At 50.4% G+C, this 25813-nt stretch carries 22 protein-coding genes; 8 read left to right on the top strand and 14 right to left on the bottom strand.

The window, feature by feature from the left end; genetic code table 11:
- Positions 1-12 precede the first annotated feature (12 nt).
- The 3 genes from ACJ8W9_RS01750 to ACJ8W9_RS01740 form a co-directional block, all read right to left on the bottom strand.
- Positions 13-375 carry a BON domain-containing protein gene (locus tag ACJ8W9_RS01750; RefSeq protein ID WP_411358205.1) on the bottom strand — a complete coding sequence of 121 codons (363 nt, stop codon included), beginning with the start codon at positions 373-375 and terminating at the stop codon, positions 13-15.
- A 95-nt stretch (positions 376-470) separates the two neighbouring features.
- A complete protein-coding gene (locus tag ACJ8W9_RS01745; RefSeq protein ID WP_411358204.1) occupies positions 471-959 on the bottom strand; it encodes a TspO/MBR family protein in 489 nt (162 codons plus the stop codon).
- Between the two features lie 16 nt (positions 960-975).
- Positions 976-1239, bottom strand: coding sequence for a TIGR03643 family protein (locus ACJ8W9_RS01740; RefSeq protein WP_411358203.1), 264 nt, complete (start codon positions 1237-1239; stop codon positions 976-978).
- 67 nt (positions 1240-1306) lie between these two features.
- On the opposite strand from ACJ8W9_RS01740, the gene ACJ8W9_RS01735 reads away from it, so the two are divergent.
- On the top strand, positions 1307-3130 hold the full coding sequence (locus ACJ8W9_RS01735; protein ID WP_411358202.1) for a long-chain-acyl-CoA synthetase: 1824 nt from the start codon (positions 1307-1309) through the stop codon (positions 3128-3130).
- Between the two features lie 28 nt (positions 3131-3158).
- Here ACJ8W9_RS01735 and ACJ8W9_RS01730 read toward each other — a convergent pair whose 3' ends face one another.
- A complete protein-coding gene (locus ACJ8W9_RS01730; RefSeq protein ID WP_411360072.1) occupies positions 3159-3833 on the bottom strand; it encodes a DUF6498-containing protein in 675 nt (224 codons plus the stop codon).
- Between the two features lie 83 nt (positions 3834-3916).
- On the opposite strand from ACJ8W9_RS01730, the gene ACJ8W9_RS01725 reads away from it, so the two are divergent.
- Genes ACJ8W9_RS01725 through ACJ8W9_RS01715 form a run of 3 tightly spaced genes read left to right on the top strand, consistent with a single transcriptional unit; the run spans position 3917 to position 7748 of the window.
- Positions 3917-5152 carry a DUF418 domain-containing protein gene (locus ACJ8W9_RS01725; protein WP_411358200.1) on the top strand — a complete coding sequence of 412 codons (1236 nt, stop codon included), beginning with the start codon at positions 3917-3919 and terminating at the stop codon, positions 5150-5152.
- A gap of 55 nt (positions 5153-5207) precedes the next feature.
- The gene (locus tag ACJ8W9_RS01720) at positions 5208-5618 is read left to right on the top strand and encodes a hypothetical protein (protein ID WP_411358199.1); all 411 of its coding nucleotides are present in this window, start codon (positions 5208-5210) and stop codon (positions 5616-5618) included.
- 48 nt (positions 5619-5666) lie between these two features.
- Positions 5667-7748: a TonB-dependent copper receptor gene (locus tag ACJ8W9_RS01715; RefSeq protein WP_411360070.1), complete on the top strand. Its 2082-nt coding sequence runs from the start codon at positions 5667-5669 to the stop codon at positions 7746-7748.
- On the opposite strand, the gene ACJ8W9_RS01710 is transcribed toward ACJ8W9_RS01715, so the two are convergent.
- The 8 genes from ACJ8W9_RS01710 to ACJ8W9_RS01675 form a co-directional block, all read right to left on the bottom strand.
- Positions 7745-8158, bottom strand: coding sequence for a hypothetical protein (locus tag ACJ8W9_RS01710; protein WP_411360069.1), 414 nt, complete (start codon positions 8156-8158; stop codon positions 7745-7747). The genes ACJ8W9_RS01715 and ACJ8W9_RS01710 overlap by 4 nt on opposite strands.
- A gap of 69 nt (positions 8159-8227) precedes the next feature.
- On the bottom strand, positions 8228-8629 hold the full coding sequence (locus ACJ8W9_RS01705) for a YchJ family protein (RefSeq protein WP_411358196.1): 402 nt from the start codon (positions 8627-8629) through the stop codon (positions 8228-8230).
- Positions 8629-9831 carry a 2-methylaconitate cis-trans isomerase PrpF gene (gene prpF / locus ACJ8W9_RS01700; protein WP_411360067.1) on the bottom strand — a complete coding sequence of 401 codons (1203 nt, stop codon included), beginning with the start codon at positions 9829-9831 and terminating at the stop codon, positions 8629-8631. Before prpF ends, ACJ8W9_RS01705 begins: the two co-directional genes overlap by 1 nt.
- Positions 9832-9836: 5 nt before the next feature.
- Positions 9837-12434, bottom strand: coding sequence for a Fe/S-dependent 2-methylisocitrate dehydratase AcnD (acnD, locus tag ACJ8W9_RS01695; RefSeq protein ID WP_411359276.1), 2598 nt, complete (start codon positions 12432-12434; stop codon positions 9837-9839).
- Positions 12434-13573 (bottom strand): 2-methylcitrate synthase, encoded by a 1140-nt coding sequence (gene prpC, locus ACJ8W9_RS01690; protein ID WP_411360933.1) that lies wholly within the window; start codon positions 13571-13573, stop codon positions 12434-12436. Before prpC ends, acnD begins: the two co-directional genes overlap by 1 nt.
- A gap of 129 nt (positions 13574-13702) precedes the next feature.
- Entirely contained in the window at positions 13703-14581 is an 879-nt protein-coding gene (gene prpB / locus ACJ8W9_RS01685) for a methylisocitrate lyase (RefSeq protein ID WP_411358194.1), read from the bottom strand.
- Positions 14578-15276: a GntR family transcriptional regulator gene (locus ACJ8W9_RS01680; protein WP_034729931.1), complete on the bottom strand. Its 699-nt coding sequence runs from the start codon at positions 15274-15276 to the stop codon at positions 14578-14580. Before ACJ8W9_RS01680 ends, prpB begins: the two co-directional genes overlap by 4 nt.
- Positions 15277-15490: 214 nt before the next feature.
- Entirely contained in the window at positions 15491-16003 is a 513-nt protein-coding gene (locus tag ACJ8W9_RS01675; RefSeq protein WP_081909717.1) for a fasciclin domain-containing protein, read from the bottom strand.
- Positions 16004-16296: 293 nt separating this feature from the next.
- Between ACJ8W9_RS01675 and ACJ8W9_RS01670 the strand changes: the two genes are divergently transcribed.
- The 3 genes from ACJ8W9_RS01670 to ACJ8W9_RS01660 are packed head-to-tail and all read left to right on the top strand — an operon-like array spanning position 16297 to position 20915.
- Positions 16297-16896 (top strand): YceI family protein, encoded by a 600-nt coding sequence (locus ACJ8W9_RS01670; RefSeq protein ID WP_411358193.1) that lies wholly within the window; start codon positions 16297-16299, stop codon positions 16894-16896.
- The gene (locus ACJ8W9_RS01665) at positions 16883-17368 is read left to right on the top strand and encodes a GNAT family N-acetyltransferase (RefSeq protein ID WP_411358192.1); all 486 of its coding nucleotides are present in this window, start codon (positions 16883-16885) and stop codon (positions 17366-17368) included. Before ACJ8W9_RS01670 ends, ACJ8W9_RS01665 begins: the two co-directional genes overlap by 14 nt.
- Before the next feature lie 43 nt (positions 17369-17411).
- Complete coding sequence (locus ACJ8W9_RS01660) at positions 17412-20915, top strand: EAL domain-containing protein (RefSeq protein WP_411360066.1); 3504 nt, start codon at positions 17412-17414, stop codon at positions 20913-20915.
- On the opposite strand, the gene ACJ8W9_RS01655 is transcribed toward ACJ8W9_RS01660, so the two are convergent.
- Complete coding sequence (locus ACJ8W9_RS01655; protein ID WP_411358190.1) at positions 20899-22929, bottom strand: BCCT family transporter; 2031 nt, start codon at positions 22927-22929, stop codon at positions 20899-20901. The genes ACJ8W9_RS01660 and ACJ8W9_RS01655 overlap by 17 nt on opposite strands.
- 114 nt (positions 22930-23043) lie before the next feature.
- Here ACJ8W9_RS01655 and ACJ8W9_RS01650 point away from each other — a divergent pair, with 114 nt between their 5' ends.
- Positions 23044-24414, top strand: a complete 1371-nt coding sequence (locus ACJ8W9_RS01650) for an SLC13 family permease (RefSeq protein WP_411360064.1) — start codon at positions 23044-23046, stop codon at positions 24412-24414.
- 10 nt (positions 24415-24424) lie between these two features.
- On the opposite strand, the gene ACJ8W9_RS01645 is transcribed toward ACJ8W9_RS01650, so the two are convergent.
- Entirely contained in the window at positions 24425-25783 is a 1359-nt protein-coding gene (locus ACJ8W9_RS01645) for an MBL fold metallo-hydrolase RNA specificity domain-containing protein (RefSeq protein WP_411358188.1), read from the bottom strand.
- Positions 25784-25813 lie beyond the last annotated feature (30 nt).

Raw genomic sequence — 25813 nt, 5'->3', positions numbered from 1 at the left:
TTTATCCCACTTTCACGACGCGTCGGACTTTACCTGAATGTCGTTCTCCACGTCTTTGACGCCTTCAACGTTGCGCGCTAAGCGCTCAGCCGTATCAATATCTTCAGTTTCAGAAACAAAACCGCTTAGCTGAACTACGCCGTCTTGTGTTTCAACATTGATTTCTAAAACATTCAAGGCTTCGCTACCGAGAATCGTGGACTTCACTTTAGTGGTGATGGTTGCATCATCGATGTAATCACCGGCCTTATCCATGGCGGACTGTTCTTGTGGCTGCTCAGTTTGAGTATCTTGCATATTTGCAGCAATCACAGCTGGGCCAAAAGTTACGGCAAAAATGCCGGCAATCAAACTTGTTAAACGTAAGTTTTTCATAGTGCACCTCCTGTTGCTGAATCAATTTCGAGTGCACTTTCACTATAGCGAACGAAATTTACACAGTAAGACGCTTTACATTACTTTTGCTTTGCTTACAGAACGTTAGGATTTAACTGCCAAATCGTGTAGCTCAAAGCCGCAGCAAAACTCACCCAAACCAGGTAGGGAATGAGCAACAATGCTGCAGCTTTATTCAGCCGCCAATAACCCACGATGGTGGCAACAATGGCGGCCCATAGCAAAATGATTTCGACGAAACTGACAGCACCCAAGTACCAAGCGAAGAATAACCAACTCCACAACGTATTTAGGGCGAGTTGGACCAGATTGATTTGAAGTGCGCGCTTTGCCGCGCCTTGAAACCCATACTCACGCCAAACTAGCCATGCGGCGACAGCCATCATCGTATAGAGTGCAGTCCAAACCGGGCCAAAAACCCAGGTAGGCGGAGCCCAGTCGGGAATCATCAGCTCACGGTAAAAAACCGGGGCGTTCATCGAGCCCCATCCGCCCAACGCAGCCACCACAAAACTTAGTGCGAGCCAGCCAATTAAGCCACTCATTTGTTTCCATAACGACATACGATTCCCTTTCTAGTTAGCGTTTATATTGGGTTGGACAGTAGCCGCGAGAAACAGCCGGATCTCTAAGCTGTAAATGTTTCGTCTTGCGTGCGGTTACTCTCTTGCGCCACAGCTTGAATGAGCTTGGCTTCAATTCAGCGCGCATCAGTTCGATAACCTTGCTCTCGTTGAGGCCAAACAAGTGCTCAATTGCTTCGAACGGGGTGCGATCCTCCCATGCCATCTCAATAATTCGGGAGATTTCGTCGGCGCTGAAGCTTTGACTTTGATTTTTCATCCATTACCACTTGTAAGACTAGTGAATTTGTACGAAATTACGAATGTATCTTCGATTTGGATGAACAATGTCTCACAAAAACAATAATAAACAGCATTTTTCATTAACTGACATCGCGCATGCGCTATTGCGTTTCGCCCCGCGTCTTCCGCGCTTTATCATGACTTTAGCGCAGCTCGCGTGGGCCCGCAAAATCCAGCGCGGCAGCGTCGGCTATTTTCTGCAACGCGCTGCAGCCCGGCACCCCGATGCGGTTTTTCTCAAATATGAGCATGAAACCTACACCTACCACGAATTTAACCAGTGGGTGAATCAGCTTGCCGCTTATCTTCAACAACGTGGTGTTCAGCCCGGCGACTGTGTTGCTTTATGGTTCCCGAATAGCCCTGCGCAACTGGCATGGGCGCTTGCCGTTTGCAAACTGGGTGCTATCGCCGGCATGCTGAACACCAAGCAAACCGCACAACCATTTCTGCATAGTTTAAAGGTCATGCACCCGCGCCTCCTGATCAACGCCGAGCCCTTGCCCACCCTCGATTTCCCCCACCAGAAAGGGCAGCCCACTTTGACGTCACCAACCTCCGAAAGTGGGCTGCCCTTTTTAGGGGTGGTGGCGGCAGCGGAGGTGCCGCGTGATGCGACACGGAGCTGGCCGAATCCTAAAGAAACCGAAGCGATCAAACTCGGCGCAACGGCATTTTATGTGATGACTTCAGGCACTACAGGCTTACCGAAAGCTGCGGCAATGACGCACTTACGTTGGTACAAAGCTGGCATTGCTTTTGGTCGCATGGCACTGAATCTCAAAAAGCGTGAAGATACGATGTACTGCGCACTGCCTATGTATCACAACACCGCGCTATCCATTGCGCTGAGTGCAAGTATTATGACCGGCAGCACACTTGCCTTGGCGCCGCGCTTTAGTGCGAGCCATTTTTGGCAAGATTGTAAGCGTCACCGCGCAACCACTTTTGTTTATGTCGGCGAACTCTGTCGCTATCTGTTGCAGCAAACAGCGCAGCCAGACGAACGAAATAACGGCATTCGCGCCGTGCTAGGGAACGGCTTACGCGCAGAAATTTGGGACGAGTTTCAGCACCGCTTTGGTATCAATCGTATCTGTGAACTTTACGGCGCGAGCGAGGGAAACGTTGGCTTTGTGAACGTCTTCAACCTCAAGCGAACTGTCGGTTTTTCACCGATGAAATACACCATCGTTCGCTTCGATACGGACAACGAAGAACCGCTAAAAGATGCCAACGGCAAACTTGAAAGAGTTGAACGCGGTGAAGTCGGTCTGCTACTCACCGAAGTTTCGGAAAAAGCACCTTTCGATGGCTATACCAATAATCCAGAAGCCAACCAACGCAAGCTATTCAAAAATGTGTTCAAACCCGGCGATTGTTGGTTCAACACCGGCGACCTAGTGCGCCATCAAGGTTATCGACATATTGCCTTTATCGACCGCGTCGGCGACACCTTTCGCTGGAAATCAGAAAATGTTGCAACCACCGAAGTGGAGTCACAACTCAGCCGCTGTAAAGAGGTGCTCAACGCTGTTGTTTACGGCGTGAAAATACCAAATACCGAAGGTCGTGCTGGTATGGCTTCGTTGGTGTTAAAACAAGGACAACAATTCAATCCACAAGCGTTTTATGATTTCGTACGCAATCATCTACCTGACTATGCGCGTCCTTTGTTTATAAGATTACAACAAGCGCACGAAATGACGACCACATTCAAAGTCCGCAAACAGCAGCTCAAACGCGAAAGCTACGAGCTGCAAAACATCAAAGATCCGCTCTTCGTATTCGTCAACGAGCAACAGGGCTATCAGCCACTAAACGATGAAATTCTGCAGCGTATACACCACGGCCAGCACCGCTTTTAACCCAAAAGAGGGCTGCCCTTTCTGGTGGTTAGGGGCCGGCGGCGGAGGGGCTGCCCTTTTTAGGGGTGGAAGGCTTGCGCAGCAAGGCTTGCAGATTGCGCCAAGGGAGGAAGTACGCAGCGTGGATAATGACCAAGATAAGCGCTTGCGTGAGGCCGACGGTGTCAGCGAACGCGAACACGAAAATAAGAATATGCAACCGCACCACCTTGGCGTAGGGCTTCATCAAGTTGACTTTACGTAACGCCTTCGCAGTGTCTCCAGGCTCTTTAGGTAACGGGGCGCGCGGCTCCATAAATGCGGAGCGTTCCGACAATAAGGCGATCAGCAGAAACCACCAATAATGCGAAATCACCCACCAGTAATGATCGAAACTCAGAAATAATCCGGTACGTTCTCCACTCACAGGAATCGGAAAAAAATCGTTCAAAAAGATCGCATGACCAAAATGAAACATACCGAAATGAAAGGTAAAAAAGCCAAGTAGAAACACTGCGGAAAACACGCCTGCCACAAAGGCACCACCCTTCAGCGCGAACACCCAGCGCCCAATCGACCAGACGATATAGGCATAGCCAAGCACTAAGCTGCTGAGCCACATCCCCCACACAACATTGTGCCCGGTGTCGCGACTCCACAATGCCACAGCCAATGCGGCGGCAAACAGTAAAATGTCAAAAAGTACCTGTTGGCGTGTTTGCATCGAAGCAAAATCCTCACAAATGGTGGAAAAACCCGAATCCAGCCTCTATCATTTACAACAAAATAACAATAAGAGCAAAAGAAATGACCGCTAATCTGACGACGCCCGTTACTGAAAACGACCGTATCCACTTGCTTGATTGCATCAGAGGCTTCGCCCTGCTCGGTATTCTGCTGATGAATATCGAGTACTTCCAAAAGCCTCTATTAAGCATGATGAACGGCTTCGATTACAGTCAAACCGGCGCAGACTTCGGTGTCGCCTGGTTTGTCTTTACCTTTGTGCAAGGCAAGTTCTACACCATGTTCTCATTGCTATTTGGCATTGGATTCATTGTCTTTTACGACCGTGCCAAACAAAAACACAGCCATCCGCGCTGGTTATTCACCCGGCGACTGATTGTGCTCGGCGCTTTCGGTTTTGCGCATCTCGCCTACATCTGGGGCGGCGACATTCTGCTCAACTATGCTATCGCCGGACTATTTCTGCTATTTTTCGTCAACAAGAGCGCAAAAACCTTACTCAGATGGGGTATCGGAATTTTCCTGCTACCCGTTATCCTCTTCTGGCTTGGTGCGCTAAGCATTGAAGCTGCCAGCGCCACGCCAGAGGGTGCCGCCGCCCTCGCCCAAGATAATCAAGCCGCCATGGCAGAGGTCAATGCTATTATCGCCACAGCTGCCGAAGCCTATAAAAACGGTACCTATGCTGACGTACTGGCCGCAAGGAGCCAAGAAATTGGTTATTTCTATACCACGGGCATCTTTTTCATGACCCCAACAGTGCTGGGTATCTTCTTGATCGGTGCAAGTTTAGCGCGCAGCGGCGTAGCCACCCAACCAGAGCAACATAAAACCACCTACAAAAAGCTCCTGAAGTACGGCGCCATCCTAGGTCTGCCAGCTGCACTCTATGTTGGTTTTTACGGCACGCAAATGAATTTTCTAGCGCCCGATTTCGCCACAGCAATCGCCTTCACCGTTACGCAAATCGCCAACTTTGGCTTAAGTTTCGCTTACATCGCAATACTCGCGCTGGCAATCAAGCACTACAAATTCATCCAACAACTAGCACCCGCAGGTCGCATGGCACTCACCAATTACCTCACCCACTCCATTGTGTTCACGAGTCTCTTCTACGGTTATGCCTTGGGTATGTATGGTGAAATCGGTCGCGCCACCGCCACGCTATTAGCCATTCTGCTTTGGCTCGCCCAACTGCCACTCAGTGCATGGTGGCTCAAGCGCTTCCGCTATGGGCCCTGCGAGTGGTTGTGGCGCTCCTTAACTTATCTGCAACCGCAACCCTTTAAACGCTAGCCAAACGTGCGCGGCTTTTATATAGTAACGGGGTAATTTAGCAAAGACTAAAAAGATGCGTCGTTACCCTTTCATTCTTTATCTGATACTCGTGTTCACTGTGCTCAGCAGTGGACTTGCGAGTGCCTGGCAGAACGTCAACACACATCAACAAGTCAATCATTTTAAAAATGAACGCCTCGATCTGATTTGTACCGGCGATGAACTGCGCTGGATTGACCCAGTCGCTAGTATCGAACAAGGTCAATTCGTTTTTGTCGCGCCACCTCAAGACGCACCACAACAATTACAACATCCCGATTGCGGTCTCACTCATTTAGCCGACAACGCAGCAACGGCCGCTCCCAATCTGAGCGTCGCGCATAGCGTCAGCATTAGCAACAAAACGCCGCAAAAATCACCACACACCCCTACCACACAGCGCTATCACCAACCGCAGCTGCGCGCCCCACCTCTGCTGACGTAAGCCGAAAAAAACCATACACTTACTTTTAAAAGTCAGAGGACACCGACTATGTCGCAACCAAACCTGCGTCTGCACGCGCTGGCCATCGCGCTTGCTATTGCCATGCCCAGTAGCCTTGCGCACGCACAAGCACACCACGCACAAGCAACGCAACCACAAGCACAGCAAACAGAACCACAAAAAGCCGACGAGCATATCGTCGTTACGCACGCGCAAATGCAATCGGCTAGCACCGTTATCATCGATCCAAAACAGCCACGACAACCACTGCCCGCGCAAGATGCAGCTGATTTTCTCAAAACGATCCCTGGGTTTAACGTGATCCGCAAGGGTGGGGTCAGCGGCGATCCCACCTTTCGCAGTATGGCCGCGTCGCGGTTAACCATCATGAGCGACAACGGCTTAGTGCTGGGTGGTTGTAACAGTCGCATGGACCCACCCACGGCCTACATCACACCGCACAATTACGATGTCATCACCGTTATTAAAGGTCCGCAATCAGTGCTCTATTTGCCGTCACAAGCAACGGTGCTATTTGAGCGCGAAAGCTATCGGTTATCGACAGCCACTTTCAAAGGTCAACTGGGCGCTACTGTTGCCAGTCATCAACGGCGCGATCTCGAGCTTGATATGACCGCCGGGAATGAGCAAGGGTACGCTCGGCTTACTGCGAACAGTGCCGAAGGTGATGATTATAAAGACGGCGACAACAATGCGATTAACAGTGACTACCAACGTTGGAGCTATAACACTGAGCTCGCTTGGACACCCACTGACGACACTAGCCTCATTTTCACTTGGGGGCAAAGTGATGCAGAAGCAGCCTACGCTGATCGCGCGATGGACGGGGTAAAGTTTGATCGCACCAGTAAAGGTATCAAATTGCGCCATGACAATCTCACCGAGGTGGTGAAACGTATCGAACTAAGCTTTAACGACACCTATGTTGACCATGTCATGGACAACTACAGCTTGCGCTCGTTTACGCCGAGTATGATGATGCCAAATCCAAGCGCGATGAATCCGGACCGCGATACTCAGACCTATCGACTCAGTACTGACTTGGCTTGGCGCCAAGATTTAGCGCTTACTCTGGGCCTGGATCAAAGTGAAAATAAGCACACCAATCGGATGTCGATGAATCAGCCACAAATGCCCTATCAAACCAAGCCACGCATGAGCGATGGTCGCTTTAAACAGCAGGGTTGGTTCGCCGAAGCAAGCTATCAGCCACAGGCGAATTTGCGCATCCTTGCCGGCCTAAGAAGCGATCGTTGGCAAGCTTGGGACGACCGCGCGTTACTGAAAAAAACCATGCAAATGCAAATCGACAATCCGAGCTACCAAGCCGAACGTGACGAAGACCTAACGAGCGCCTTTACCCGCATAGAGTATCAACAGCAGGGTCACACTTGGTATGCCGGCCTTGGTCAAGCTGAACGTTTTCCTGATTATTGGGAGCTTATCGGTCAAGCGCGCGGCAGCGAATCCAGCGCTTCGGCATTTTTCATCGACAGCGAACGAACCCAACAACTTGATATGGGATGGCTCTATCGTGGCAGCGCGCTCGACGCCGAAATAGCTTTGTTCTACGGCACTATTGATAACTATATTCTGCTGGAGCAACAACAAATGATGGGGCCGGAAACCGTACGCAACATCGATGCTACGGTTTGGGGTGGTGAGGCGAGCGTAAGCTATAAAGTCACCCCACAATGGCGATTACATGCCAGTATCGCCAGTAGCCGCGGCAGCAATGACACCGATGGTCTAGCACTGGCACAGCAAGCCCCATTAGAGCTCAGATTGAGTAGCGACTATCAATGGCAAGATTGGTCATTCGGCACGTTGTGGCGGCTGGTCGATGCGCAGACCCGCATAGCGCCAAAGCAAGGTACTATTGTCGGTCTCGACAGCACCGCCACCGCAGGCTTTGGGACTTTGGCCATCAACGCCAGCAAAACCTTTGCACAGCAGTGGCGTTTCAGTGTAGGTATAGACAACCTACTCAATAAAACCTATCAGGAACACCTCAGTCGGCAGGCGGCAACGATTCCTGGCTACACCGCTACCGAGCGCGTCAACGAGCCCGGTCGTATTGCTTGGCTAAGACTCGATTATCAGTTTTAATCGCGCGCTTGCGTCAGCCGTTGTTGTTGGCGCAAGCGATCAAACTGATAGCGAAATACCCCGCCCTGCACACGCTCTAGCTTTTGATAACAAGGCGTTTCGAGCAGATGCAATTCACGCGGCGAAACCTCGTAAGCTTCAACGTAGCTCAAGGCTCGGCGTTGCCATGCTGCCCATAACAAGGCACCTAGCGTGCCGCCAGCAAGCATTACCAAGGTGTAGGACACAACGCTGGCGACCACACCATCAAATAACTCAACTGGCACGAGTAAATAAGCAGCCACTATACAGATCAGCAAGAGTTGTAAGGTAAACAAACACAAGGAAAATTGCCGGTGAAAGTATTCAAGTCGACGCTCGTTAAAGCGTACATGATCACGGCGAAGTGGAGTTAAAGGAGAATGTGCCATCGCAGGAAAACCTCGCATTCCTTAGCAAGTCGATGACACATTATTTACAAAAAAAAACCAAATACAACTCTAACCTGCGGTTTGCAGCGGCCGAACATAAAACCAGCGGCCGTCTTCACGCACAAATTCTGACAATTCTTCGTGTTCACCAACCTCACCGTCGAACTCGAAGTAAGCACAAAAATGCACCTGTGCTGCAGTACCTTGCTGCGCCACGCTATAGATATCGAGCTTGCGCCAACGCGGGCTATCGCTCAAATCCAGCTCGGCGGGACGCGTCGAGGCATGCCAAGTACTCAATAGATACTCAGGCATTGCCAGTGCAAAGGCACTGTAACGCGAGCGCATGAGCTGTTCGGCATCACGCGGCACGGCAGTCGCCTCCCCCGCAAATGGCGGATGAAAGCGACCACAGCATTTGCGATATAAGCCGTTGCCACAGGGGCATTTTTTCGGAGCTTTAAAACTCATTAAAAACAATCACCTGGCACACGTACCCAACCTTCCATCAAGACCCGCGCGCTGCGACTCATGATGGCTTTGGTGACCGTCCATTCACCGTTGACCTGACGCGCTTCGGCGCCCACTTGCAAGGTACCCGACGGATGACCAAAGCGCACTGAGGTGCGATCGCCGCCGCCAGCAGCAAGATTGACCACAGTACCAGGTACTGCCGCCGCAGCCGCAATGGCGACAGCTGCGGTGCCCATCATGGCATGGTGTAGCTTGCCCATCGACATCGCTCGCACCAACACATCGATATCGGTGGCATGGATGTGCTTGCCACTTGACGCCAGATAGTCTTGTGGCGGTGCAACAAAGGCAATTTTCGGCGTGTGTTGCCGGTTTGCAGCTTCCGCAACGTCATTGATCAGACCCATGCGCACTGCACCATGAGCACGCAGGCTCTCGAACTTTTGCAGCGCCTGCGGATCTTCGTTAATCGCGCCCTGCAATTCGGTGCCGTCGTAACCAATCGCGTCAGCATTCACAAAAATCGTCGGAATACCGGCGTTAATAAAGGTCGCTTGTAACTTCCCTAGACCTGGTACTTCGAAATCATCAACCACATTTCCAGTCGGGAACATGGCGCCAGAGCCTTCGCCGTCGTCGGCTGCAGGGTCCATAAACTCGACCTGCACTTCGGCGGCTGGAAAAGTCACACCATCAAGCTCAAAATCACCGATTTCTTGCACTTCACCATTACGCATAGGAACCCGTGCAACAATGGTCTTTTCGATATTGCATTGCCAAATGCGTACCGTGCAAATGCCATCTGTCGGCACTTGCGCCGGATCGATTAAACCATTGCTGATCGCGAATGAGCCGACCGCGGCAGTTAAGTTGCCACAGTTACCGCTCCAATCGATAAAAGGTTTGTCGATGGATACCTGACCAAACAAATAGTCGACGTCGTGTTCAGGCCGCGCGGAACGCGACAAAATCACCGTTTTGCTGGTCGAAGAAGTAGCACCACCCATACCATCGGTGTGTTTACCGTAGGGATCCGGACTACCGATCACCCGTAACAACAGCTTATCGCGGGCTTCTCCGGGTTGTTGTGCAGCCGCCGGTAGATCGTCTAAGCGGAAAAATACACCTTTAGAAGTCCCGCCACGCATGTAGGTGGCGGGAATTTTGATTTGCGGTGCGAAAACCTGTTCAGTACTCATAGCGCTTAGCTCACTTCAGCTTCAAGAAAGTCTTGGGCGAAGCGCTGGAGCACGCCGCCGGCCGAGTAAATCGACACTTCCTCGAAAGTATCTAAACGACACTTCACTGGCACTTCAACGCTGTCACCGTTGGCACGATGGACAATCAAGGTCATCGCTGCGCCCGGCGCAATCTCACCTTTCACATCATAGGTTTCGGTACCATCCAGCAACAAAGTTTTGCGCGTCGTGCCCGGTTCAAATTCCAGCGGTAACACACCCATACCAATTAAGTTGGTGCGGTGAATACGCTCGAAACCTTCTGCCACGATGCATTCAACACCAGCTAAGCGCACGCCTTTGGCAGCCCAGTCACGCGAGGAACCCTGACCATAGTCAGCACCAGCGATAATAATCAGCGGCTGTTTGCGCTCCATGTAGGTCTCAATCGCTTCCCACATGCGCAGCACTTTGCCTTCCGGCTCAACTCGTGCCAATGAACCTTGAATGACGTCACCGTTCTCATCACGCACCATTTCGTTGAACAATTTCGGGTTCGCGAAAGTAGCACGTTGCGCAGTTAAGTGGTCGCCACGGTGGGTTGCATAGGAGTTAAAATCTTCTTCTGGCACACCCATTTTGGCAAGGTATTCACCCGCAGCACTGTCGGCCAAAATCGCATTCGATGGCGACAGGTGGTCCGTGGTAATGTTGTCACCGAGTATTGCTAGCGGACGCAAGCCCTTGAGCGTGTTCGCAGCGGCCATTTTGCCTTCCCAATACGGCGGACGGCGAATGTAGGTGCTCATCGGACGCCAGTCATACAACGGATTGTTCTGCTCGCCGTAATCCACCGACAAGCTAAACATTGGGTCATAGACTTTGCGGAACTGCTCCGGTTTTACCGAGGCTTTGACAATCGCATCGATTTCTTCGTCGTTTGGCCAAATGTCTTTCAACGTAATCGGCTTACCTTCGGCGTCAAAACCCAGTGGATCTTTCTCGATATCGAAACGAATAGTACCTGCAATCGCATAAGCAACGACCAACGGTGGCGATGCTAAGAACGCTTGCTTGGCGTACGGATGAATCCGCCCGTCAAAGTTACGGTTGCCCGATAACACCGCGGTCGAATACAAATCACGGTCAATAATTTCCTGCTGGATTTTCGGATCTAAAGCGCCGCTCATGCCATTACAGGTGGTGCAGGCAAAAGCCACGACGCCAAAGCCTAGCTGCTCGAGCTCTGGCAATAGATTCGCTTCTTCCAAATACATTTTCACGGTTTTCGAACCCGGCGCCAGCGAGCTTTTCACCCATGGCTTGCGCGTCAACCCAAGTTTGTTGGCATTACGGGCAATTAAGCCGGCAGCAATCATGTTGCGCGGGTTACTGGTGTTGGTACAGCTAGTGATGGCCGCAATAATACAAGCACCGTCAGGCATCAAGCCGTCTTCCGGCGCATCCATATGCTTGGCAATGCCCCGCTGCGCAAGTTCGTTGGCTGGCAATAACGCATGCGGGTTCGATGGCCCCGCCAAGTTGCGCTCGACTTTGCTCAAGTCAAAGCTTAACACGCGCTCATATTCAGCGGTGCGCAAGGCGTCACTCCATAAGCCCGTTTCTTTAGCAAAGTGTTCGACCAACTTAACCTGCTCGTCATCACGACCGGTCAACTTCAAGTAATCAATAGTCTGTCCGTCGATGTAAAACATCGCCGCGGTAGCGCCGTATTCAGGGGTCATGTTGGAAATAGTCGCACGGTCGCCGACGGTGAGCGCATCAGCACCTTCACCGTAAAATTCGAGGTAGGCACCGACCACACGTTCTTTACGCAAGAACTCCGTTAACGCCAGCACCAAGTCAGTACCGGTAATACCAGGCTTCAACTTGCCTTTCAGTTCAACGCCGACGATATCTGGCAAACGCATATAGGAAGCACGACCGAGCATCACGCTTTCGGCTTCCAGACCACCTACACCCACCGAGATAACGCCTAGCGCATCGACCATAGGTGTGTGACTATCGGTTCCCACACAAGTATCGGCAAAGGCCACACCATCGCGTACTTGCACCACTGGAGACATTTTCTCCAAGTTAATTTGGTGCATGATGCCATTGCCCGGAGGAATGACATCAACGTTCTTAAACGCTGTCTTGGTCCAGTTGATAAAGTGAAAACGGTCATCATTGCGACGGTCTTCAATCGCCCGGTTTTTTTCAAAAGCGTCTTTTTCAAAACCGGCGTGCTCCACCGCTAACGAGTGGTCAACGATGAGCTGCGTTGGCACAACAGGATTGACCTTCGCTGGGTCACCACCTTTTTCGGCGATGGCATCACGCAATCCAGCCAGGTCAACTAACGCAGTTTGACCGAGGATATCGTGACACACCACACGCGCTGGGAACCAAGGAAAATCGAGGTCGCGCTTGCGGTAAATCAGCTGACTTAAGGCATCCGTCAGCTCTGCTGGTGCGCAGCGGCGCACCAAGTTTTCAGCAAAAATACGCGAACTGTACGGCAGTTTGTCGTAAGCACCTGGCTCAATGTCGTTGACCGCTTGACGCGTGTCGTAATACATCAACGAGGTACCGGGCAACTGCTTACGGTACTTGTCATTCATCATACTAAGGCTCCTAAGCGCTCGTTCAGTTTAGGTACTGGACGTGGCTCTGGACCAATGTAATCAGCGCTTGGACGAATGATACGGTTATTTGCACGCTGCTCTTTGACGTGTGCAGTCCAACCGGTCACCCGTGACATCACGAAAATCGGGGTAAACAACTTCGTTGGAATGCCCATAAAGTGATATGCCGACGCATGGAAAAAGTCCGCATTAGGGAAGAGTTTCTTCTCACGCCACATGACCTCTTCACAACGGACTGAAACGTCATACAAACGCGTGTCGCCGTTTTCTTTGGCGAGCTTCTCAGACCATTCTTTGATGATGTCGTTGCGTGGATCGAATTCACGATAAACTGCGTGACCAAAGCCCATGATCTTCTCTTTGCGCTCGAGCATGCCCATCAGCGTTTGCTCAGCATCGTCAGCATCTTTCATGTCTTCAATCAATTCCATCGCCGCTTCATTGGCACCGCCATGCAATGGACCGCGCAATGAACCGATAGCGCCGGTGACGCACGAGAAGATGTCTGACAAGGTTGAAGCACATACGCGCGCAGTAAAGGTAGATGCGTTGAACTCATGCTCTGCATACAAGATCAGACTGGTGTTCATCACATCAGCATGCAATTGCGACGGCTTTTGACCATGCAATAACTCTAAGAAATGTGCGCCGATGGAGTCAGCATCTGATTCAGTCTCGATGCGCTTGCCATTATGGCTGAAGTGGTACCAGTACAACAGCATACTTGGGAAGGCAGCCAACAAACGTTCAATCTTGTCATCCGCTTCGCTGAAATCTGCTTCTGGCTCAATGTTGCCCAAGAACGAACAGCCAGTACGCATCACATCCATAGGATGAGCATCGGCAGGAATGCGCTCAAGTACATCTTTTAATGACTGCGGCAAACCACGCAATTTTGCTAAGCGGCCTTTGTAAGCAGCTAAATCATCAGCTTTTGGTAACTCACCATGAGCCAACAAATATGCAACTTCTTCAAAGCTTACTTTTTCTGCTAATTCTTTGATGTCATAACCATAATAGGTCAAGCCTGAACCGCTTTTACCAACGGTACATAGTTTAGTTTCGCCTGCCACTTGTCCGCGCAAACCTGCGCCACTTAATTTCTTATCAACCATCATTAACTCCTTAAGATTTCGGTATTCGTTGTTCGATATTCGTACGTTCGCTTTGCTCTCTGTTCGTGAGCGCTTCGAATAGCGAAGCGGACGAACAACGAGCAGCGCAGCGCACGAATACCGGTATTTTTATTTTTTAAACAATTCGTCGAGCTTTTGCTCGAATGTGTGATAATTCAGAAAATCGTACAACTCCGCCCGCGTTTGCATGCTATCGACCACCTCTTTTTGATCGCCGTTCGCCAGAATGCTTTCGTAAACATTGAGCGCCGCTTTGTTCATGGCTCGGAATGCACTTAATGGATACAGCACCATTTCTACGCCAACGTCGGCAAGTTCTTGTTTGTTGAACAATGGCGTTGCGCCGAATTCGGTAATGTTAGCAAGAACTGGCACATTGAGCGCGTTAGTGAAAGCTTGATACTGTTCAAGGGTGTGTACAGCTTCGGCAAAAATCGCATCAGCACCTGCATCTACGCACGCCTGCGCGCGCTCAATGGCAGCTTCCAAGCCTTCTTGTTGCAGCGCATCGGTGCGCGCCATAATCAAAAATTGATCGTCGGTTCGCGCATCTACCGCAGCTTTAACGCGATCTACCATTTCAGCTTGGCTGACAATTTCTTTATTTGGACGGTGTCCACAACGCTTTTGCGCAACCTGGTCTTCGATATGAAAGCCAGCAGCACCTGCGCGAGTCATTTCTTTAACTGTGCGGGCAATGTTGAAAGCCCCACCCCAACCGGTATCGGCATCTACCAATAGCGGCACATCGGTGGCGCCAGTAATGCGGCGGATGTCTTCACAGACGTCGTTCAACGAGGTCATGCCAAGATCCGGCAGGCCAAACGACGCATTGGCAACGCCAGCGCCCGATAAATAAAGTGCTTTGTGGCCAACCCGTTCTGCCATCATTGCCGTGTAGGCGTTGATAGTGCCGACAATTTGTAGCGGACTTTCATCTTTAATTGCTTGGCGTAACTTGGCGCCAGCACTCTGTACCTTGCTCATGCGGAGTCCTTCTTCTGTTGCTGTTCGTTCAATTGATTTTCGATGTTGCGACGGGAAGCCGCGATATGCCGACGCATTAATAAATCGGCAAGTTCACCATCGCGATTGGCAATGGCGGTTAAAATGGCTTTGTGCTCGTCAAACGCGCGCGATACCCGTGGACCGTTCATGCCTAACTGCACACGGTACATGCGAACCAGATAATAAAGCTCGTGACAAAGCATATTGATCAAATAGGGATTCTTGCTGCCTAAGATGACACGGTAATGAAAGTCGAGATCACCGGCTTCTTGATAGTAACTCTCGCCTTCGCGCACCCGCTGAGTGCTTAAATGTTGGTCGAGCAGCGCGGCCAATTCTTGAATTTCCGCTTCTGGCATTTGCTCGGCTGCTAATCTGCAGGCGAGGCCCTCGAGCTCTTCGCGAATCTGATACAGCGCCGCTAGCCCCTGTGGCGTCAAAGTCACCACCCGTGCACCAGCATTGGGAGTACGCTCAATCAGATGACAACGCTCTAAACGCGCTAGCGCTTCGCGCAATGGTGCCCGACTGATATCAAAACGTCGCGCGAGTTCGGGCTCACTGATTTTGCTGCCGGCGGGTATGGTACCGTCAACAATAGCTTGTTGAATATCCAACAGCACGCGGTCTGCGGCAGTGATAGCTTGGCGAGCGATGCTAGGATGTGCGGTCATAAGAAGATAGCCTGCCCTTTTTGCGAAGGATGTCGACACTTTTGACGAAGTGTATGCAGTTTAATGTCAAATTGAGGGCATTTCAAGGGGGCTAACAGACAGATTGTCGACATCTTGCGATGGATCAAAAAAAAGCCCCGTAGATCACGGGGCTTTACTTTCAGGGAACTACTACTCGTAATGTATAAGCAAGTAGACTTTTTAAGCTTACTTCTTATTGCATTGAAGGCGGTAAGATCACCGCGTCAATCACGTGAATCACGCCATTTGACGCTTCGATGTCCGCTTTAATCACGTTCGCGCCACCAACTTTTACGCCGTCAGTTGCGTCGATCGCTACTTCTTCACCTTGCACAGTCGCTGTCGACAATTCTTTTCCGGCGATGGCAGAGCTAGGAACTTTGTCACCCAATACGTGGTAGGTCAGTACCGCGACTAGCTGATCTTTGTTTTCTGGCTTCAGCAGGTTTTCAACTGTACCTGCTGGCAATGCCGCAAACGCGTCGTTGGTTGGCGCGAATACAGTGAATGGACCATCGCCTTTCAAAGTATCGACCAAGCCAGCTGCTTTTACCGCAGTGACCAAAGTTGAAAATTGCTCGTCGCCTGCCGCGATATCAACGATGTCTTTTTTGCCACCATGATTGTGCGCCAAAGCTGCCGTTGACATTGCTGCTACGATAACTGCACCAGCAAACCATTTTACTACTGAAGTTACATTCAACATCTTAATCTCCTCGTCGTTTACGTTCTGTACTCTAGTTTTTCTAAAGTCGCATCGTTATACGCAGGCTTGTCTAAAAAAGGTTCAAAATATTTTTTTCCAACAACGCCAACCCCACGTCTTTTACGCAAACTTAACCTAAAAAGGGCAGCCCTCCCTGCGGTTGGGCCCGACCGCTAGGGAGGGCTGCCCTTTCTTTCGGTTTTGCGCGGGGAATTAGGTGATCGATCAAGGGGATATGCTAGTATTGGCATTGTGAGGTTTGGCAAAATGGCCAATAGCAACGAGGAGGTTGTATGAAATTTTATTCTTTAGTAGTGGGCGCGGTGCTGGCGACCACGACATTCGCGCTTCAGGCAGAAACCTGGAAACTTGACACAGACAGCTCAACTTTGCATTTCGTTTCGGTAAAGAATGATGTGGTTGCGGAAACCCATCGCTTTACTGAGTTGACGGGCGAACTCACTGATGGTGCGCTGGAAATTTCGATTCCAGTAAGTAGTCTTGATACTGCAATCCCTATCCGCAACGAGCGCATGCTGGAACACTTATTTAAAGCAGCGAAATTTGAATTTGTTACTGCAACTGCACAAGTGCCAGCTGAAATCTACTCGAGCACCACCACCGGTGGCTCGCTGCCAGCAATCATTCCTATGACCGTTTTCATCGCTGGCGAATCAGTTGAACTTGAAGCAGCGGTGCAGGTGAGTCGCATTGGCACAGACCGCGTTGTTGCAACTACATCGCAACCCATCCTCATCAACGCGCAAGATTTCAAACTGATTGAGGGTATCAATAAGTTGCAGGAAATCGCAGGATTAAACGCCATTGACCAAGTCATTCCGGTCACATTTACCGTACAATTTGAGCGTGAGCGCGAAAGTGACGAGTCCTAATCTCTATCCAGAATTTCGACCAGCAACGGTGGCAGATATTGCCGCCGTTACTGCGTTAGAAGCAGCCTTCTACCCCACCGATGGCTATCCGGAACCACTGTTCTATCAAGCGTTACATCAATGGCCACAACTGTTCCAAGTTGCGGCGACAGAGCAACAAGTGGCCGCCTACATTCTCGGTGCCCCTGCAGAGCAAACCGCACATTTATGGCTCATGTCTTTGTTGGTCAGTAGCGATCAACGTGGTAAAGGTCTCGGTGCCCAACTTATGGAATACTGGCTTAGTACCGCAGAACGACTCGGTTATCACTCCATTTGGCTTACCGTTGCACCGCAAAATAGCGCCGCGATTAAACTCTACGAGCGATTTGGCTTCATCAGCCAACATCTGGAACACGACTATCTGGGTCAGGGGCTGGACCGATTAGTGATGCTCCGTACCAGTCAAGCGTTGACGGAAACAGCGATTTAGCACATATTGAACAGCAAGGGATAAGAAAAATCTAACAACTTTTATGCTAAATCGTCGTAGTCTGGCCACCGCCTTTGTTAACGTCACTTTATTTGTGACGATTAGCGCCACCTTGTTGTTTGGCGTCATTGGCCTATTTGTCAATGCGCTCACCCAACCCGACAATCCTTTCGAGCGCGTTATTTCAACCACTTCTGGTGTTGTTGCAGTGGCCGTCGCAGTTGCCCTTATCGGCTTAGCGCTCAAGCGACGCGCCATTCAAATCCTTGGGGCTGCGGTCGTTACCTTAGCCTCGTTACACAGTCTTATCGTGAATCTATCCATGGCATCGATTTTTTATCTCGATTTTCTCGAGTCCATTGATGCCTATTTCTACCCACCAGTGGCGTTCACTTTTGTAACCTTAGGCTTGACCTTAATGTTGAACCCACGCCAGCGCATTCAGCGGCGTTGGATGCAGGTCTTTGCGAGTGTTCTCATTGTGCTCGCGCTCGCATCCTTTGTCTTACACTTTACACCGAATGGCTTTGCCCTACTTGGCCCCCATCCACCGGTTACCTCGTTAGCCACGATTATGCTGTTTTTGATCGGGACCTCACTGGTACTGGCTAGCAACAAACGCAAACTGCATTTTAATATGCGACTCACAACCGCAACCACTCTCACCTTTGCGTTTGTTGCTACCATTTGTACTACTTGGTTTCTGCTGAGTCTCAACCAAATCACTGCAACCCGCAGCGAAGCGAAAGATATCGTGCAAAAAGTGGCGAAAGTGCGGCAGCAGACTATTCAAGTCAACATCCAAATACTGAACCGTTTACGCGAGCGCTGGCAACAGCTTGAAGTCGCGCCCACGTCTGAATTCGCCCGCTTCGATGCCGCAACCTACTTACGCGATATTCCGCATTATTTGGGGATTCACTTAATCGATAATCGCGGCCGCACGGTTTGGCAGCAGCACCGTAATGATGATGCCAGCTACCTAGAATCGCTCAACTATATGTCGGTGCAACAGTGGCTGAGTTCTGCGCCGCCGGATATTTCGATGCTGATCCCCGCGGAACATTTTCGTGGCGATCGGAGCCCGCTAGGTTTTCTAATGATGCCAGTTGGCTATCAAGCCGACGTACGATTTTATTTATTAATCACTTTTGACTTAATGCAACTCATTAGTCCTGATACACGGTTGTTACCTGAGTCGTTGAAAATTTATGCTTCGCTCGATGACGACCGGGTCATTAGTCTTGATCAAGATAAACCCCAGCAGCGCAGTGAACTTACCATTGCTGATGCAGAGTTAAGTATTCCCTACGGTCAGCCACTGAAACTGTCGGTCAGTCTGTACACTTTTGAAGAGCTTGAGTCCGCTTCGAATCTGCGCATGATTGTTGCCCTGCTTGGGTTGCTGTCATGCATTGCGTTTCTTGCTTTAACCCAACAAAACGAATTACTCAGCAGTCACAGCTTGCGCCTGCGCCAAGCCAAAAGCCGATTGTATCTACAAACACAGCGCCTCAAGCTGAGCGAACAACAATTTCGTTCACTCTTTGCATTCCATCCCGATGCGGTATTTGCGCTCGATAAAGAAGGTATAGTGGTACAAGCCAACGAAGCGGTTTATCAAATATCGTATGCCTCGCAGGAACAAGTCGTCGGCGCCCATTTTAGTGTATTTATCGTGCCGCACGAACGCGCCCTCGCTGAGGCATTTTTCCAACGCGCGCTAAAAGGCGAAGTGTGCCGCTATGAACTCAACGTTCTCACTACTACCGGCGAACAAAAGCAAATCAATGTTACCAATTTGCCAGTTAAGATTGATGGTGAAATTACCGGTGTGTTTGGTATTGCCAAAGACGTGACCGCACAAAATGAACAAGACAAACAGTTGCGGATTCTGGAACGTGGGATTAATTCTAGTACCAACGGTATCATCATTTCCGGAGCTCAGGACCCTAGCAGCCCGATTATTTACGCCAATGATGCTTTCTTAGCGATGACCGGTTACGAGCACGACGAACTGGTTGGTAAATCCTGCGATTTTCTCATCGGCCCGAAAACCAACGCCGAAGCCATTGATAAAGTCCGCAAAGCCTTACGCGACAAACATGAGTGCAATGTCCAAGTTTTACACTATCGCAAAAATGGTGATTGGTTCTGGGACGAGCTCCAATTGGCCCCCGTTACCGACGCCTACGGCGTTATCACCCACTTTATTGGCATTCACGAAGATATCACTGAACGTGTCGAAAGCGAACAGTTGATGGCATTTCAAGCCCAACATGATGATCTCACTAACTTGCTGAATCGCAGTACCTTCGAACACCGTTTGAGCGACGCAATTCGCGCACATACACTTAACAATAAAAATAGCCAATGGGCGACCTACTTTATCGATTTAGACGGTTTTAAGCCCATCAATGAAGCCATGGGGCTGAGTGCGGGTGACGAAGTGCTCAAACAAGTCGCAGAACGCCTCAAACAATTTACCCAACATAATGGTTTCTGTGCGCGTTTCGGCGGCGACGAATTCGTGCTTGCGATGCGCGCAGAAAACTTAACGGCGCTCGATGCTCGCGGGCACGAGCTACTGGAAATCATTGCCGAACCCTACACCGTGCATCAACAGCGCGTGTATCTAACCGCCAGTATCGGCATCGCATGCTATTGCTCCGCTAGCCAACAAGCAGTTGACCTCATCCAACAAGCGGATAACGCAATGACCATGGCAAAACGCCAAGGCCGCAATCACCTGTACTTTTACAAGTCAGAGTTAGCACAGAACATCAGGCTAGATGTCAATCTGCGCAACCAGTTTCAGCAAGCCATCGATGAAGGCAAACTGCAATTGTTTTATCAACCCATTGTTGATCTCAAATCCGGCAAAATTGTATCGGTTGAAGCCCTTATGCGTTGGCAACTCGATAGTGGCCAGTGGATTGCTCCCGATCGCTTTATTCCAATGGCTGAAGCAACCGGTCAAATCATTCCTGCGAGCGAATGGGCATTGGACCAAGCCTGCCAAGACCTGGTGAAATTGCGCGACAAGCAGTCAGATCTAGCTATGTCAGTTAATCTCTCAGCAGTGCAATTCTCGCGCGCACAATTTTTAACGACCACACTTGCGACCGTGCAACGTTATCAGTTACCCCCTGAAACGTTAGAATTAGAAATCACCGAAAGTGTGTTGATGGAGGATAGTAAGCAAGCCATCAAAGTGATGCAGAAGTTACGAGATGCAGGTTTACCAATTGCTTTAGATGATTTCGGTACCGGCTTCTCAAGCTTGAGTTATCTGAAAACACTGCCGATTGATTGTCTTAAGATTGACCGAGCTTTCATTCAAGACATCGACACTAAAGCGGGCGATGAAGCTATCGTGCGTGGTATTCTAGCCATGGCACGGCAATTTGATATTGAAGTTGTTGCCGAAGGTGTGGAGACTGCAGAACAAGCAGTAAAACTACAGAAGCTCGGCTGCGACTATGGGCAAGGCTACTATTTCGCCAAGCCCATGCCGCTGACCGAATTACTTAGCTTGGTGACTTAAGATCATCATCATGTTCAGCCAAATCCCAAGGTAAACTACCGGGCGAAATGTGCATGAACTGCAGATAATTCTCAAACTGATTGATCACGTCGTTGATAATATCACCCGGTTCATAACCGTAGAGGTCATAAGCCTGGCCACCTTGGCGCAAGAACACTTCAGCGCGATAGTATTCTTTATCGTGGCGCTTTGCATTGACTATCGCGAAGTCCGGCCGCTGGTAAGCGCGCATACGCACTTCATAGTTGAACTCGACATCTTTACCGTTACGCACCGTCAGCACCGAACGAATATGCTCTTCATCGAACTCCGCGGACGTCTCCCAGTCATGCTCGCGCAGTTCCTTAGCGACATCGTTGAGACAGTCTTTTACGGTATGCTCAATAAATTCTCGCACTGCATCTTGTTGCGGAAAATCAACCACACCCGCAAGACGCTTCTTCCAGTAGCTCGGCCCTTGATGCACGCCACGACGATGGGTACGCATCGCACTCTTCAAACTCGCGTACTGATGCCCTTCGATGACCAAGGCTCGCCACATACCAAAGGCTGCAATTAAGATGATCACAGCGAACGGTAAGGCACTAGCTATTGAGGCGGTTTGTAAAGCCCCTAAGCCACCGGCAATCAATAAGACACCTGCGACGACACCTTCAGCGCTGGCCCAAAAAATGCGCTGCCAGACGGGTGTATCGGTGCGACCACCGGACGCCAACGAGTCAATCACCAGTGAGCCGGAGTCCGAAGACGTCACGAAGAAAGTGACAATCAACACAACGGTGGCGAACGACAAAATACTGGTGAGCGGCAAGCGCTCATACAATTTAAACAACGCGATGGCTTCGTTGTCTTGCACTTCAGCAATGAGCGCAGTGTAGCCTTCGTTCATAATCATGTTGAGTGCCGTATCACCGAACACACTGAACCAGAAGAAAGTGAACATTGTTGGCACGAACATGACCCCAAATACAAATTGACGAATGGTTCGACCGCGTGAAATTTTCGCGATAAACAAGCCGACAAAAGGCGCCCAAGCAATGGTCCAACCGAAAATAAATAACGTCCAGTTGCCAATCCAATCACTGCGTGAATAGGCTTGCAGATTAAAGGTTCGCTCGACGATATTATTTAAGTAAGACCCCGTGTTTTGCAGGTAGGTCTCAAGAATATGCACCGTTGGCCCGGCAAAAAATACGAACAACAAGATAAACAGTACCAGCACCATGTTGACGTAAGATAAGCGTTTGATGCCTTTATCTAGACCAGCCACCACCGACATAATCGCAAACACGGTGATCACGGCAATGGCGATCACTTGTACTGTTGTACCCACTGGAATTGACGGCCACAGATAATTTAAACCGGCGTTGATTTGAATGACCGATAGCCCCAAAGTCGTAGCAATACCAAACATGGTGCCGAGAATTGCAAAGGTATCTACTGCATGCCCCGCAGGACCGTGAATCTTCTCACCGATTAACGGATAGAGTGTTGAGCGCATTGACAGTGGCAGACCGTGACGAAACGAAAAATAAGCTAACACTAGGCCGACGAGACCGTAAATCGCCCAGATATGAAAGCCCCAGTGAAAGTACGCAATCTGCATTGCTTGTTTGGCGGAGTCAACGGTTTCAGCAGCCCCTACCGGAGGACTAGAATAATGCAACACCGGCTCGGCGACGCCAAAGAATAACAAGGCAATACCGTAGCCGGCAGAAAATAACATGGCAAACCAGGCAGGAAAACTATACTCAGGCTCAGCATGGTCGGGACCTAATTTAATCCTGCCCCACTTTGAAACGGCAACCCCCACGATGAAGACCAGAAAAATTGCCACGGCAAGCATATAGAACCAACCAAAATCGGCAGTAATCCACGCCAGCACATCGCTAAATACCTCCCCGGCTAACTCCGGATTAGACAAGGTACCAATTACCAATAAGGCTATGACTGCCACCGCCGGCAAAAATACCGGCACCAGGATGGCGTCGTTCCACTTCCTGCGCGTCGTCATCACGTACTCCTTTTTTGTTGTGTGCTACTTTTTACCCTAAGCGGTATAGCCTTAAATTTCAAATAAGACAATAATTTGCTAGGCTTTTGCTACTTCCTTCATAAGGCCTTTGTTATGCATAAATGGCAACTTATTGCGGCACCGCTGATCGCCGTCGCGGTGTACTTTGCAAGTCAAGTCTTGTTTAGCTTCACGCATGCGCCAGCCTGGACCTTAGCGGTAACAGTCTGGATCGCATGGTGGTGGATCACCGAAGCGTTGCCCTTACCGGTGACCTCATTACTGCCGTTTATTTTGCTACCGCTTGGAGATATTACGCCGTTCAATGAAGTTTCAGCAGCATTAGGTAACCCCATCATTTGGTTATTTATGGCGGCATTTATGCTCGCCAAAGCAGTTGAACTTAGTGGTGTACACCGCCGTTTGGCGCTCGGCCTTGTGCATTGGGTCGGCAATGGTCACGGCAAGCGCATGCTGTTTGCTTTTATGCTTGCTACAGCGATTCTGTCGATGTGGATCTCTAACACCGCTGCAGTACTCGCGTTATTGCCGGTCGCATTAGCACTTGCTGATGCTTGTGATGACCGGACCTTTCAACGCGCGTTGCTATTGGGCCTCGCCTACTCGGCTTCAGTCGGGGGTATCGCAACCTTGGTCGGAACCCCACCCAATCTGATCTTCGCCTCGGTCTATGAGACCACCACTGGAACTGCTTTTAGTTTTACCGAATGGTTTGCGATTGGACTGCCCTTTGTGATTGTCACAATTCCCTTGATGGCATGGTGGTTAGCGCGCAATGTCCGCAATGATATTAACCTGACGATTCCGGCACCGGGCCCCATGCGCAGTGCCGAAAAACGGGTGTTACTGATATTTGGTTTGGTGGTGCTGCTCTGGATCACGCGCACCACGCCTTTGGGTGGCTGGAGTGCACTGACTGGTTTAAGTTACATTGGCGATGCGACCATTGCTTTGGCTGGCTTGATGCTGATGTTCGTGATTCACGACAAAGACGGCGAAGCCCTCTTAACCTGGTCAGACGCAGTGGCTATTCCATGGGGTATTTTGCTGTTATTTGCAGGTGGTATTGCCCTTGCGCAAGGGTTTATGAGTAGTGGCTTGAGTGAGCTTATCGGCCAAGCCTTAACCGGCTTGGGTGTGCTGCCCTTGTGGCTGCTTATTTTAGCACTGACGCTCAGTGTTTCTTTCTTGACTGAGGTGACCAGCAACACTGCCACGGCAACCTTATTAATGCCGATTCTGGCGGCAGCAGCGACGGCGCTTGATTTGCCACCAGCGGTACTGATGATTCCAGCTACCATTGCCTGTAGCTCAGCGTTTTGTCTACCGGTTGCGACGCCGCCAAACTCGATTGTGTTCTCGTCGGAGCGCCTCACGGTCAAAGAAATGGCCCGTGAGGGTGTGGTACTGAATATCTTGCTAGCCTTCGTAACGACTGCAGTAGTGATGCTCTTCGTCGCTTAACCAACAAGGTTTAGTCAAAATGCAGCACTTGCCGATAGCCGGCAACATTCACATCGTAACTGGTGGTTTGTTTGAGGTAATCGGCTTGTGCCTCGAGCGCATCAGGCTCACCATGAACCAAAAATAACTTGGCATCGGCGGGCAATGCTGATTGCTTGAGCCAGTCACCAATCTCGACATAATCGGCATGCCCAGACAAGCCATCGAGTACTCGAACCCTTGCTTTAACTGGCAACCACTGGCCATGCAACTTGATGCGTTCCATGCCCTGCACCATTTTCGCACCACGGGTACCGCCCGCCTGATGCCCGCTGAACAGCACTGTACTGCGGTGATCGCCTAACCAACGTTTGAAATGATGTAAGATGCGCCCACCAGTTGCCATGCCACTGCCGGCAATAATGATGTGCGGCGCGCCTTGGCTTGCGATAGCCTTCGACTCTTCGACGCTGTGGGTGTAGATAATGCCCTGCTCGGCAGCATGACATTGCGCAGCACTGAGCCTGTGGTACTCGTGATGTTCACTGTAGATCTCTGAAACGCTGATGGCCATGGGACTGTCGAGAAAGATTGGCAGACGTGGGATCCGATCCTCTTGCATCAAAGTAATCAACATGTGCTGCAGCAGTTGCGCGCGACCAACGGCAAAACTTGGGATCATCAGCACACCACCACTGGCCGCGGTCTCATTCACCACATCAGCGAGTTGTTGCCAGGGATCTTCCTCACTATGCCGCCGATCACCATAGGTTGACTCAAGTAGTAAATAATCGACCTCGGGCAAAGGCCGCGGCGGTTGCATCAAAATATCATGGGGGCGCCCTATGTCACCGCTAAAGCCAATCCGCACACCATCGTGTTCGGCAATCACTGAGGCGGCACCAAGAATGTGTCCGGCAGGTTGCAAATAAAAGTGAATATCACCGACACTAAAGCGCTTGTCATATTCAATCCCATGCAACAAGGTAAGTGCCTGTTCAGCAGTCGCTTCGTCATACAATGCACGTGGGTTGTCATGTTTACTCAGCTGGTGTTTTTTATAAAACTTAGCATCCTCTTCTTGGATGCGCCCGCTGTCTGGCCATAAGATTTGGCATAAACCAACGGTGCCATAGTGGGCATAGACGCGACCACGAAAGCCCTGTGAATAAAGCACGGGGACAAAGCCTGAATGGTCTAAATGAGCATGTGTAAGTACTATCGCATCCACTTCGTTAATGCCTAGCGGTACCGGCTCCCAATTGCGGCGCCGCAACCATTTGTAACCTTGAAACAGTCCGCAGTCGATGAGTACCCGAGTGGTCTCAGTTTCAAGCAAATACTTCGATCCGGTAACCGTCTCACTACCGCCTAAAAAGGTTAATCGCATCACTGTCTCCTTCTGGTTTACTTGCTGATA

The organism is Pseudidiomarina salilacus, from assembly GCF_047323925.1.
Taxonomy (GTDB): domain Bacteria; phylum Pseudomonadota; class Gammaproteobacteria; order Enterobacterales; family Alteromonadaceae; genus Pseudidiomarina; species Pseudidiomarina salilacus.
The sequence above is the reverse complement of the archived record's forward strand: the minus strand, read 5'-3'. Positions and strand labels throughout refer to the sequence as shown.